A 12,665-nucleotide genomic window follows, 5' to 3' on the forward strand; every position below is an offset into this window, starting at 1 on the left:
GCGTTAGATAACCTGTATTCCACCCTGCCTGCGCGTCTCCCTAGACCAAACGGCTACAGGTGCTTCCATTAGCGTTGAATGGAGTTCCTGATGATATGTGCCGATAGCGGAGATGAGCAGGTCTTCAGCCTGCTCAAGTGTGAGGACAGGATCTATTCGGGGATCAAGATCCCAGGCTCTGAGCTGCTCGATAGGAAAGGTGCCTCCAGGAAGCTTTCGATGAAGCTTCGTGTTCAGGGTTCCGAAATACCGCTCGATAACTGCTTTGTAGGTAGGGGATCGTACTGGAGCCCAGCGAACGCTGACTCCCATGTCGACCATTGCGGACTCAAAAGAGGTCCCAGTATATTCCCAACCATTGTCGACAATGATCTCGTCGAATTTGCCATGGATTTCGACCAGCTCGGGGCAATCGGGAAAGCGATCCGCCATTCTTAACTTGGGCCGATTGGCGCGCTTGATGCACTCTGTGACCGAGTAAAGCGATGGTGGTTCGAAACTTAGAACCCATCCCACGATGCATCTGGAATGCACATCTATGAGCGAGGTGAGCCATGGGCGCCCGAGCAGACGCCAACCCTTGAAGTTGACGGCGACATGGTAGTCCACTTGTGTGTGGTCCATTGCGCCTAGCAACAGCGGACGGCGTGCTCTCAACCCTTGGCCAGTTGCTTTGAAGCGTTGATCTGCAGCCTTTTTCCCATATCGTTCTGCTACCGTCTCATAACATTCCAAGGCACGGATTTGCTTGCGGAAGGTTTCTTTTGACGGGATCGGAACCGTTCTCCAGTAGGAGGAACGCTGCTCGATCCAAACGTTCACCCGTGTAAGGCTGAATTTTAGATCATCATATGCGTCGCCGATGGACTGCCGAAGGTTTGACCAATACGACAGAGCATAATCATGAAGGCGTCTTTGAACTGACGAGGGAAGCCTTTTCTTACGGCAAGTACGGCCAGAGCGGCTGATCATTGTCTTCAGGGTTCGCTCACCTGCTTCTCCTCTATGTTTCAGCCATCGCCGAACTGTGGTGGGAGAAGGAGTGGGATATTTCCCGAATATCTCAGGCTTGTCGCGCCGAATAGACGCAAGGGCTTGTTTTATACCTTTGTCGCTCCGTGTATACGATCCTTGGCGGTCCAATGCCTTGAGCACCGCTTGACGGTGCAGGGCTTTAGGATCTTTCGCTGCCATCATCTCATAGTCACCAAAAGCAGCAGAGGAGTGACGGGATGAGCGCGAACTGTCGAAGCCAGGATCAATTTTCTGGATGACCCCGAGTGCGAACTGTTCTGTGAGCCACACTCTGGATGGGGAAATCAGATTTCCCATTTTATCTAGGACTTGGAGAGGGGATCCTGTCCGTTCCGAGCGCAGGTGGAGTAAATCATCACCCATGACTTGATCGAGAACGTACCGCTCGTTTCCAATCACCCATGTCTCGCCGGCAGATAATCTGATCCCGATCATTGGCTGAGCTCCGATACGTCGGACACCAAAGTCACGAGACTGTCTTCGTCGAGCTTTGAATCGAGATCCAATCGAACGATGCGGCCTACCATCATAGCTTTTAGCTTGGCTATTCCGACCGGTCGACTCCCGAGACGATGAGCAAGATCGCCTAGAGCGACGCTCTTATGGATGCTTAGATACTGCACGGCTATAAATACGTCGCTAGATCCGTAGTCCGTGAAGGACCAGGATTGAACATCCTCGACATTCTGGAAGCGCAGGATTGGCTCGCAAAGATCGCGTTTAAATAGAACTTTGAACTGCCAGCCTTGATGGTCACATATTGCACGTACAGCCTGCAGTTTGAGATAATAATCGGGGTCTCTTAGCTGGCGCTGGTCACTCTTGATTTCGACCACTTCCAATGTGCCGTTTGAGTGAAGTCTCATAACATCGGCGATATAGGCGCGTTTTATGCCGTCGATTACTGCCTCTAATCGAAAGGGCTGCGCCCGGTACTCGACGATGTCGGTGTCGACCTCGGAGTGCATAAAGAACGAGCGCTCATTCATGCTCTCATAGGGGTGGCCACGCCCACATTTTCGGCTGGCGTAAACGCCGGTTGGAATTATGCGCCTGCCCGTCACGATAGTACGGATCGAACTGCCGAATGCGGGAAGAACTATTGTAGCGTTTGCCGTTAAGCTTTCCCAGGAAAGGCGATCGTGCGTCGCTGCTAGGCTCAGTAAAGCTTTGTCTAGCTCGGTCGGCATCTTGAATGCGGGCGAGCAGAAGCCATCATGAACGATGTCCATGCTTAATCCTCGTTTGTTCAGATCTTTGTTTGAGGCGCGAGCTTCCCGGCAACCCGTTTCATAAAAACGCGTTTGACTTCTTGGCCGGTGCAGGGGATCATCAGTTCGTCGTACGGTAACGATTGGAACGCCAGTTCCTGCAATGTAGAGCCTCGGGTGGCAGCCTGGGGCTCGCATTGTTTCTGTGACAAGTCACAGAAAAATATAATTATTTAAGGTGGCCGCACGAGATCGTCTCCTGAGTTGCTGCGAGCAATTTGTGCCGCAATTGGTCGAGGCTGGTCTGTAAGGACTCACCTGCTGCTCAGGTATTTTCTCAAATCACGCGTTCTGAGTCTCAGTAATTATTTTTATATTTTTAGCTTAAGCAATATTATTACAATATAGCTGATAGGCTATAGATTGGATTGTTTGTGTGTGTATTGTATTTTTTAAGTATTGATGTCGTGTGTGGATGCTGCGAACGGTGAAGTTGAATCTCAAATATTCGGTAGCTGTTCAGGACGTGGATATTGGCCGTTCTCGTGTCGACGATTTGGAGGCTGCGGTCCAGTTGCTGAGGCAGCGCTACATGCGCACTGCCCGACAGCTGTAAGCTTCGGACTTACCGGTTCTCTCTCAGCAGGTTCGGGGAGACAGGCTGCTCAAGGCATGTCAGGTCTGCGCCAACAGCAGCCGTTGGCTCGCGAGCGCAATTTGGACCTAGGCGCTAACCGCTTTTTGACCCATAGGGCAAGTCGCCAAACATCAATAATGTAACGTCTGTATTGCTGAGTTGGTGAAGTCCTCTTACGTCTGATTGCACCTTTCAGTGTGGCCGAGCAACCGGACAAGAGAACGACGATTGTCGCCAGAGTGCTGAAGGGGCTTGCACGCGCTCCGTACCACCACGAGGTCATTCCTTGCCCGGCATGTTCATTTTTCGACGTCGGCTCATGCAAGAAATGCTGGACGACCTAACCTTCCTACCCAGTGTCGATCGGCAAAAACTGGCGGACCGGCTAAACAAGCGCCACAAGGACCGGATGGCGGCAATGTGGGAGCTAGTTTTTCTGTGGGGACTGAGCCGCGTCGGCCGCGTGGATCACGAAGCCGAACTCGACAACAGCCGTCGCCCGGATCTGCGATACGAACTAGATGATCTCGGGTTCATCGCCGACGTCACCGCGCTAAGCGACAGCGGGCTTGAGGATCAGGCCGGCGTCGAGCAGTTCTGGTCAGACATCCTTCGGATCGGACACAAATACGGCCTCAGAGGCAACGGCCTATCACTTGAAGTGGAATCAACCCGCGTCGGAGCGTACGGCGACACAGTCGTAGCAGTTCATCTTCCTAAACCGAAGGATCGGGCTAGGGTGATAAAAACTCATGTCGAACCGTTCTTGCGGGCGCACCGCGAAACGCAAGAGGTTGTATCCCTCGTCGTTGATGAACCCGAAGTCCAATTCACCCTCTCCTATAATCCCGGGCAGCAATACGCTACGCAGATTCACACGGCATATACGGTGCCGGACTCGCTCAAGAATAATCCCCTAGCTAAGCGGATCAAGGTTAAAGCTGGCCAGCTTCGCGGGGCACCCGCCGATCTGCCGCGCGGCCTCATCATTTGCGACGCCGGCTCTGACCTGATGCGCCACAAAAACAACCTCAACAGCCGAGACTACTCGCGTCGCGACATCGCCCTCGCCGCCCTTGAGGCAACCACTGCAATCGATTTTGTGCTGATGGTCTCCGTTGTTGCCGAACAGAAGATGCTCCGGGGGAGCTCCACATTTCATTGGCACATCGATTTCGTTGGCTCGAAGCGGGCCATAAGGGAGGGGCGGCTGGCCGACGGGATAGCGGTGCGGATCGAAGGCGTGTTCAGGGAGATGTTCAAGCGCTTGCCGCCGCTGGTGAACGACGCCATGAACGTGGCGCACCGGGTGCTGGAAGCCGAGGGGCCGAACATGATCGGCGGTTATCAATGGGAAGGCGACATGTTCGAGATTTCATCGCGTGCGGTTATGGATCTGCTGGCGGGCACGCTCAGCCAGAACGACTTCCAAGCAGCGTACGGGTGGCACCCTGACGCCCCCCGCGGCGCGCGAAATCCTTTTGCTATGGCCAAGTCGCGCGGGCAACTCATCAAGTCCATCGAAATAAAGGCTAGTCAGGATAGCGACGATGACTGGTTGGTCGTGCACTTTGGTCGGCCAGACCCCGCTGTAGCGCCCTTCACAGGCACGAACACCGAAGCTACGCCAGATGGTCCGACCAAATCCGCCAGTCAGGTGGATTAAGTCGGGGAGTTCGGTATCGCAAACTTCGACTTCCGCGACTCCAATACGTAGCAGTTAACGCTCGCGGACAGCGCGCGCGGCCCACGGCTCCCGTCATCCCTTGACACACAGCAAGCACCGCTGAAAGCGATCGGCTGTTCGCGGCTATTCAAAACTCTCTTCCTGTTCGGCCTCCCGCTCGCGTTCGGCGGCGATCCATCGATCGATGCGCGGATATTCCCGCGCGCGCCAAGCCGCGATGTCTGGATGGTCCGGCAAATCGTCGAGAAGCCCTTTCCTGAACGTCAGGATTTCGGCGAGAGAACCGCTCCATCCGCTGGGATGGACATGAGTATAGGCCTCGCCGAGAAAGGCTGCCTTGTCTGGGGCGTGTTCCAAGAGCGCGGTGAAGGCGGGATTGATGCCGAGCACATTGTCCATTTGGTCTTTGCGGAACAGCGACAGCACCTCGCCCAGTCGCGCGTACCGCCGCTCTGGCGCGCGGTCGGCCCAGGCGATCAATACGTCTGTATCAACCCCGTCGAGCGGAGACCCGCGCGCCACCCTTCCCTTGAACAGTCGTTCCGGAGGTCCTTTGGCGCCATCAACGAAGACGTCGAGAGCGACCTCAGGCTGCGTCTTGAAGAGTTTATCGACCAGACCATGAGCCTCCCGACGCCATCCCCCTTTGGCCGTGACGCCGTCATAGACACGATGACTGACCACCAGAGCGGTCTCGCGGCCTTCCTCTCCCGCGAGAACGGCCGACGCTAGGGATCGAATTGACGAGTCCCGCAAGTCGTTGAAGTCGTCCAGATCGATGAGTGTCAGGACGCGGCGGGCGCGATCGACAAGCACGGAGTCGTAAACTTTCTCCGATTCTTTCTGACTGCGGTAGAAATATCGCCACAACATATCGATGGCGAGCCCGGGCCCGTGCGGCAGGCCGACTACGACATCAACGAGCCGAGCCACCTCCGACGCCGGGAGCGTGTCCACATCGATATTGGAAAGGTGCCGGAAGGCCTCGATCGACCCAGTTTGATCCAACGCTCCGATGACACGGTCAATGCCCGTGCTGTCGAGGCCCGTGGCGACCTGCAAGAAGCAGAAATGACGTCCGAGGTCCGGGTCTGAAACCGCCGCATCCAGACAGGCGGATACGAAGGTCGCATCGCGCAGATGCGTCGCCTTCAGGAAGTTGCCGAGCACAGTTGGGTTACGGACCGACTGATCGGTCAGGGCGAAGACATGGCACAGGGTGGTCCAGGTCGCCTGCGGGTCTTCAGTGCCTTCCCCCAAACCGACGCCGAACGGTGCGCTGCGTACGCCGCCGCCGTTGGAGATGAGAATTTTAGGCAGGAAGGCAATAAGGTCCTCCGGGCGGTTGACCATGACGCGGCCAATCTCACGGGCCTTCTCCTCGGCCCTACGCCAGCTGGCCGACGGATCTACCTCGTAGTCTTCATCCCCATCGGCCACATCCCAGGCCCCCAGTCTAACGGATAGTACATAGGCGCGAGCTTCAGCAATCAGGTCTTTCGGTGCTAGCCGTCGAATTATCGTGAGTGTCTCAGCGCGAATGTCCTCCGGCATTTGATGTCCGTCGAACTGCATCATGACCCTCAGTGCGGTCCAGCCTTCCAGCCACCCTCCGTCGGCGGAGAAGGCGTCGGCGGCGGCGATTAGCCGCGCACGGCAACCGCTATACCTCCAAAGGTCGCGGATCGTGTCAGCGAGTATCTTGCGGGTGTCGGCCGGATCGAGCCTACCGCTTAGGACTAGATCAATACCTGACTCATACCAATCTGCGATCGAAGCATTTGTCGATGGCTGCCAGCCATACCCACGCGGTCTTGCCCCAAAGTCTATAATCGAAGTGGCGCTGAAATGACCTGCGATAAGTATGCTATCTAGTGCCACTCGCCCCGCACGTTTGATACCGGGGTCGGGACTGTCCAGCCATTCAGCGACCAAAGCCCGGCGCTGTTCTGGCGTTGCCTGGGTGCCGGAAAGATAGAGTTGGAACAGCTCGCCGAGCGCTCTACGCGCACTGTCATAATTTTCATCGGGTGGCTCTGCGGCGACAAGACGGGCCAAGAGCGTTGCCGCCTTGGAAAAGAGGTCGGCGTCATAGGCCAACGCCTTGAGTAGATGGATCCATGCGCCTCGCCCACTGCTTCGCCCCGAGAGACCTTCCAGCGCGTCGGCCGCTGCGGCCTCCTGGAGCAGCGTTAGGACGGCCGCCGGGTCGACCGGAGCAATATTGGACAGGATCGCCAGATCCGTCTCGGCCAGCAGATCTCCCGCCGGCCCCGTCGGCTTCAGCCATCGCGCTACAACGGACTGTGCCTCGCGCACGTCATGCAGGAAGCCAAGGCGTCGGGACATAGAGCGGCGCATCCGTTCTGGCAGGGCCTGACAGAAGTCGTCGAAGGCCAGGGACGGAAATCGCTTCAGCGCTCCAGCGGCCAAGGGATTCGCGATGGCATGAGGTAAGACCGCTCGCCAACGGCCTCGCGCCTGCAAAACGCCTCGGGCCTGGAGCTCCGCGACGGATCCGAAAAGCTCCACGGCGGTCCTACCGGCGAAAGTCGCGATCAAGTCGAGTTCTCCGCCTGCTCCCTCTGAAATATCGAACGAGTAGAACAGAGCCAATGTCTGGGCGTCGTGGAGCAGGCTTTTGTCCGGATCGTTGCGCTGGATAAAAATGCGCTCGAACAGATCCTGGTCGCGCAACCGGCCGAGGGTTTCCCCGTGTCCCACGGTGTTCGCCAATGCGCGCGCGACCCTGAAATTGCCGCCACTGAACTGGGCAATGCGGTTCCGGTCGCTTTGCATAACGTGCGGGAAATCGCGTTCTAGCCAAGCCTCGATCAAGGTGTCCGATGCCGCTGCAAGCCGGAACACTTGAGTATGCTCAGGCTCGTCGTCCCGTATGTCATACTCCACCGTCAGCAGACTGACCTGACTTCCCGGCCGGCTGCACACATCCGCCAGCTGAGCGTGCGTTTTCGGATTGCAGTTATCGACGACCAAGATGGCCCGCAGGCCGTCTTCGACCAGTCGCGACGCCATCTCGCGCGCGGTGGGCGTCGTCTCCTCGGCGTAGTCAGCATAGACAGACACGCCCGGATCCAAGGGCGTCCCGTTGCCAACATCTGCTTCGAAGAGCGCTTCGACCAACCGTGTTTTGCCGACCCCGGACAGGCCGATCAGCCGGACGCATTCCCGGTGTGTGTGCAAGGCCTTCCTAAGCAGGCCCATTCCATCAGCGATCGGCACGGTCCTAGCCCCATCCCGTTCGTCAATCAGAGAAAGGGTGTCGTCTATGAGGTAATCGTTGTCACCGGTAACGCCCAGATCTCGCCAGGTGCCGATTGAACGCCAGCCCGATAGCGGGCGGCCGCAGAGTCGACGCACCCAGGCAGCGACACCCGGATTTTGGTTGACCCAGGTTGCGAGCCGATCACGATCATAAACATCCACGAACAGGCTCTCGCTATTGGGATGGTCCGCGATGGCGTCCCGCATGGCGACGCGTCGCCGCTCCAAGGTTATGTCCGTGAGCGATGCCCCTGAACTGGCGATGATGTAGGCACCACCCGCCTCAGCAAGAGCGACGATGGACGGGCGTAGTACGCCATCGGGACGCATTTCATCCTTGATCGCCTGAGCCGCTAGGTCTGGCTTCTTGACCTGAAAACCCGTCTTCGCTCGCGGCACGAAGTCTGGATCGGCATGGAGCGTAGCTTGGTCGACCCTTACGTCGATGCCGCCGTCGGCCGCGTCCTGCGCCCCGCCCGCGGTCACGCTCGCCAGAGGCGCGCGACGTGCCGACAGTTCAGCCTGCGCCAGCCGCGCCACGAGTGTACGCAAGTCCGTATCGTTGAGGCTCGCGATGTCTGCGCCAGTGATATCAAACATGGCCTGACTTTATGCGTCGATTCGGTAAGTGTGCAGTGGGTGAGCATCTCACTCCACAACCTATCTTTGAAGCCGCTGGGCATATTCGGTCGCCCAGGATTTGCCTACGATAATCTACAGATCGTTTTGCGTAGGCTAAGTTTGTCTTCGTTGGCAGCTGTCGAGCTCACTTACCAACTGAGTCCCTGACAAAGGCGTGGCCACACCACAACGTCTCTGATGCGCCATTTGCTGCCATTGGCGGCCGGGCAGAAAAACGACCTTCTTCTAGGTTGGATTTGCCGTGCCAAGCGGTCTTGCCCCACACATCCTCTGCCCAAACACGCTATGCGTTCAACTTTAGTTCCGCAGCCATGTTGCCGCCCCACTGCCGGAAATAGACGATGGTCGAGACGAATGGCCAAGCGTCACCTCTTCTACAAAACGTCGGCCTGAGGTGCGTATTACGCCAGTAGCGAGTTTGCTCGTAAAGCTAGAAGTAACAGGTGCCAACTTCCCAACGCGACGTTGGTTCGACGTCGTCGACGTAGACATCTACGACTTCTATGACGATGCCAGAGACAGACTCCTACCAGAAGCCACACTCAACAATCGCTACGTCTAATCACCGATACCAAGTCGCTGTGGGAAGGGCATTAACATCGGAAAGAACGATTTCTGAGACTTCAATCGTAGCGTATCCCCGATCGAGATAGTGTTCCCCTTGCGACGAAGGCCGCCATTTTGGGTAACCACTTCCAGATCCTCGCTTTCCAGCATCGCAGCGTGAATATCGTCTTTGTGCGATGGTGTGGCGCTATAAGCAGCCTCATAGAATTCTTTAACCCGCATGGCGTCACCGGATTCCGAAACTAGCTTCGGAATATCGTGAAGTAGATTAGCGCGGGCACTTGCCCGATCCTCGGCCTCAAACAGATAGAGGCGTCCTTCGCGCTCCGGATCATAAGCAAGCATATTGAGCCCAGAACGGCCAAAATGGTCGAGTTGTCCGTTGTCGTGCAGAACATCGTTGTAAACTTGGCGCGCGCGGCAGTTGTTAGCGAAATGTATCATCCAGTAGCGCCAGCCACCCGGGTTGCGGATCGAAAATGGGCTCACATAAGGTGCACAGGTCCGCAAGGTCTCAAATACTAGTCGCTCAGCTGCGCCAAGCCACTCTGTTTTGGTCATCAAACCGTCGAGCGCACCCAGATTTGTCGGATGGATGCCCAAATGTCCGAGCTGCCTTAGCAAGAGGCTGGGATTGCGGCCGCTGAGGTATGTCAGGAGCGTCTGAATGGCAAAGGTATAGAACACCTCAGTAGAAGGTGACGCCCGCATGATATTTTTCAACGTCGTTATGTCGACCTCGGCGTGGCCGTACTGGTCGAGGTTGTAAAGTACGTTGCGGTAACGGCCCTTTGCTATCAAATCTCGTATCGCCGGATAGGCTGCCTCAAACGGTTCGGAGTAGTAGCAGACATCTAGATGAAGGTTCGGCGACTTATGTTTGATTGCTGCGACTAGAGGGTTGCAGTAGGAAGCTAGCATCGCAGTGACGCTAGGCTGAGCGTCGTTGAGGACAATCAGGCACTCGATTTCGATCGCGCCCATGCCCTGTAGCGAACGACGCAAGTTGATCACTTCAAGCGTACGATCAAGCTCTTCGATAAAAATGATCGGCGATCCTGCTGATCCGCATTGGTATCGCCCGCCACCTGAGAAGCCGTCTACGATGGCTAACCGAAATTTCGACTGCTGCGGTAGTTGGCATCGTACATTTAGATATTGATGAAAATACTCGCGCAAAATTTTGTGCTTGCGCCGGCTGTGATCGTCAAGTTCGGCCCCATTGGACCATGAATAGCCGTCCGTTTTCATTCTTGCTCCGGGTCTCGAGGGCTGGCCCTACATTGCCAACGCCGCCGGCATCTCGTTCCAGATCTGGCCACGGTACTCACGACCATTGGCCTTCTTGGAGCGCTTCTTGTTGTCTTTGCCCCAAGTCCCCCACTGCTTGAAGAAGAATGCAGTCCCGTAGGTTTCGCACTGGTTATAAATCTCGTCGATCCACTCCTCGCGGATTGGTCTGGCGTTGAGACCACTCTCACCACCAACGATTGCCCAGTCGATATTGGACAAATCCACTACGCCAACGGTACCGATGAGCGGCTCGAACGAAATGAAGCGAATATGCGCCGGAACAGCGCGCAGATAGTCGATGCGCCCAACCACCTCGGCGCTCTCCACACTCGTGCCTAGCCATACATTAGGTAGGACATCCGGCATACGGGCCACGAGTTCGGCCATCCGTTCCGGTCGCTTTGTCAGGATCTGGTAGTTGTGCCGCGGTGTATCACGCATAACCTGCCAGACGTCGAGTATGAATTCCTCACTGACGGCATCGTGGAAAAGGTCGCTCATCGAGTTGACGAAGATTTTGCGCGGTTTTTTCCAACTGTACGGAATGGCAAGGGCCGCGTGGTCTTCGCGCACGATACCATTCCAGATGGCCCGCTTGCCGCTCTTACGCGTAAGCCCCTCGTACTTCGCGACGCCCATCGATTCTAAGCGGCGAGCCATTTGCATCGCGTAGCAGTTGGAGCAGCCTGCTGTAACAATGGAACATCCTGCGACTGGGTTCCAGGTGGCATCAGTCCATTCGATCTGGGTCTCAGCCATAAGCCTTCTCATCATCGGTTCACGCCTGATGCGTCACTGCAGCGCTGCACCAAGCAAAGAGGTTGGACCCCTAGCAGGCCTTTTGCCCCGCGTCGCCGGATCACCCCGGATCGCTGCCGTCTGGACCCCCAACGGCATGTTCCTTTGAAATCGAATATCGACGTTCTTCACAAGCTTTGCAATGCTCAGGAGAATCACTGGTGCGGTTTGACTACGCAGAGGCCATAATGATCGGGAATTTGGGCCTATACTCCGGAAGAGAGCAGGCTTACGTTAAACATTTCTTGCTCAGTAGATATCTTGAAATCTTCGCGCACAAGATCGGCAGCGCCTATCCTGAGATAGCTTATGTCGATGGCTTCGCTGGCCCATGGAAAAATACTGACGAGACCTTCGAAGACACCTCCTTCGGTATAGCCTTGGCCGCCCTGACACGCGCGAAAGCCACCTGGAAAGGGTTGGGACAGGACCTTAAAGTTTCTGCCTATCTCGTCGAAAAAAATCCGAACTCATATGCCGCCCTACAGGGCGTCAAGGCGCTATTTCCCGAAGTCGAGATCAAGACCTATTCGGGCTCCTTCATCGACCGGACGCCCGACTTGCTAAAGGATATCCCGCCTCAAGCCTTCGCCTTCCTCTTTATCGATCCCAAGGGGTGGGCAATTGACATGCAAAGGATCGCTCCTCTGCTGAAACGGCCGAACAGCGAAGTCGTGTTCAACTTCATGTTCGATTTCGTTAACAGATTTGCTGAACTCCAGAAGCCCCAAATCGCCAACAGCCTAGATCGGCTGCTTGTAGAGCCGGGATGGCGGGATAAACTGGCCGCCTTGCCTAAGGAGGGCCAGAACCAAGCCGATTACCGCAAGTCAGTGCTTGTCGATGCATTTTCTGCAGCGCTGCGCAGACTAGGCGGGTATACCCATGTGGCTGAAACCACTGTCCTCAGGCCGACCCAAGACCGACCGCTCTACAGCCTAATCTACGGCACCCGAAGCGTAAAAGGCTTGGAGGTATTTCGAGACTGCCAGATCAAAGCGCTGCGCGAGCAAAGTCAAGTGCGTGGCATCGCCAAGCTTAAAGCCGCTGCCGCCTCCAGCCGTCAATACGAACTATTCGGCTCACTCAGCGACATGACCCCTGATCCAACTTCTGACTTCCTGCAAGGGGAGCATCGCGTCGCGGGTGAGGTTCTTCTGAACATGGTCCCGACAGCTCCCAACGTCGTCCGCTGGGCTGAAGTGTGGCCCCAGGTATTGGCACGAACTATAGTCACTCGCACCCAAGTAAACGCCTTGGCCGCCGACTTGCGCAAGTCAGGTGACTTGACGTTTCCTGATTGGGAATCCCGCAAACGCGTTCCGGACGACAGCTACCGCCTCTTCCGCCCCTGAAATGCTGCAAGGGCTACTGCAATGAGGCAGTCCCGAACATTACGGCAACCTGAGAAACATATTGCACGAAAGCGGACAGTCCCGACCGCCGCTATGAGTCGAGGCTGTGTAAAAACGGCTTCCATTCGAGCGAATTAGGTTAGTCTCCTGAGGTC

The 12,665-nt window shown here is 56.3% G+C and carries 7 protein-coding genes; 2 read left to right on the forward strand and 5 right to left on the reverse strand.

Annotated features, from left to right (window positions below):
- Positions 1-3: 3 nt before the first annotated feature.
- On the reverse strand, positions 4-1,470 hold the full coding sequence (locus LOX95_RS11795) for an integrase catalytic domain-containing protein (RefSeq protein ID WP_242914826.1): 1,467 nt from the start codon (positions 1,468-1,470) through the stop codon (positions 4-6).
- The gene (locus LOX95_RS11800) at positions 1,467-2,267 is read right to left on the reverse strand and encodes a TnsA endonuclease N-terminal domain-containing protein (protein ID WP_242914828.1); all 801 of its coding nucleotides are present in this window, start codon (positions 2,265-2,267) and stop codon (positions 1,467-1,469) included. The genes LOX95_RS11795 and LOX95_RS11800 overlap by 4 nt, the downstream gene beginning before the upstream one ends.
- 902 nt (positions 2,268-3,169) lie before the next feature.
- Between LOX95_RS11800 and LOX95_RS11805 the strand changes: the two genes are divergently transcribed.
- Positions 3,170-4,549 carry a hypothetical protein gene (locus LOX95_RS11805; protein ID WP_242914830.1) on the forward strand — a complete coding sequence of 460 codons (1,380 nt, stop codon included), beginning with the start codon at positions 3,170-3,172 and terminating at the stop codon, positions 4,547-4,549.
- A 144-nt stretch (positions 4,550-4,693) separates the two neighbouring features.
- On the opposite strand, the gene LOX95_RS11810 is transcribed toward LOX95_RS11805, so the two are convergent.
- From LOX95_RS11810 to LOX95_RS11820, 3 genes are all read right to left on the reverse strand, one after another.
- The gene (locus tag LOX95_RS11810; protein ID WP_242914831.1) at positions 4,694-8,455 is read right to left on the reverse strand and encodes a hypothetical protein; all 3,762 of its coding nucleotides are present in this window, start codon (positions 8,453-8,455) and stop codon (positions 4,694-4,696) included.
- A gap of 600 nt (positions 8,456-9,055) precedes the next feature.
- Positions 9,056-10,315 (reverse strand): three-Cys-motif partner protein TcmP, encoded by a 1,260-nt coding sequence (locus tag LOX95_RS11815; RefSeq protein ID WP_242914833.1) that lies wholly within the window; start codon positions 10,313-10,315, stop codon positions 9,056-9,058.
- 27 nt (positions 10,316-10,342) lie between these two features.
- Positions 10,343-11,116 carry a DUF5131 family protein gene (locus LOX95_RS11820; protein WP_242914835.1) on the reverse strand — a complete coding sequence of 258 codons (774 nt, stop codon included), beginning with the start codon at positions 11,114-11,116 and terminating at the stop codon, positions 10,343-10,345.
- A 200-nt stretch (positions 11,117-11,316) separates the two neighbouring features.
- Here LOX95_RS11820 and tcmP point away from each other — a divergent pair, with 200 nt between their 5' ends.
- Positions 11,317-12,510, forward strand: coding sequence for a three-Cys-motif partner protein TcmP (gene tcmP, locus LOX95_RS11825; RefSeq protein ID WP_242914837.1), 1,194 nt, complete (start codon positions 11,317-11,319; stop codon positions 12,508-12,510).
- The last annotated feature ends 155 nt before the right edge of the window (positions 12,511-12,665 follow it).

Source organism: Brevundimonas pishanensis, from assembly GCF_022750635.1.
Taxonomy (GTDB): domain Bacteria; phylum Pseudomonadota; class Alphaproteobacteria; order Caulobacterales; family Caulobacteraceae; genus Brevundimonas; species Brevundimonas pishanensis.

Bases quoted from the DNA above. Each gene is read 5' to 3' on its own strand.
- LOX95_RS11795 (WP_242914826.1), bottom strand. From the start codon at position 1,470: ATGATCGGGATCAGATTATCTGCCGGCGAGACATGGGTGATTGGAAAC.
- LOX95_RS11800 (WP_242914828.1), bottom strand. From the start codon at position 2,267: ATGGACATCGTTCATGATGGCTTCTGCTCGCCCGCATTCAAGATGCCG.
- LOX95_RS11810 (WP_242914831.1), bottom strand. From the start codon at position 8,455: ATGTTTGATATCACTGGCGCAGACATCGCGAGCCTCAACGATACGGAC.
- LOX95_RS11815 (WP_242914833.1), bottom strand. From the start codon at position 10,315: ATGAAAACGGACGGCTATTCATGGTCCAATGGGGCCGAACTTGACGAT.
- LOX95_RS11820 (WP_242914835.1), bottom strand. From the start codon at position 11,116: ATGGCTGAGACCCAGATCGAATGGACTGATGCCACCTGGAACCCAGTC.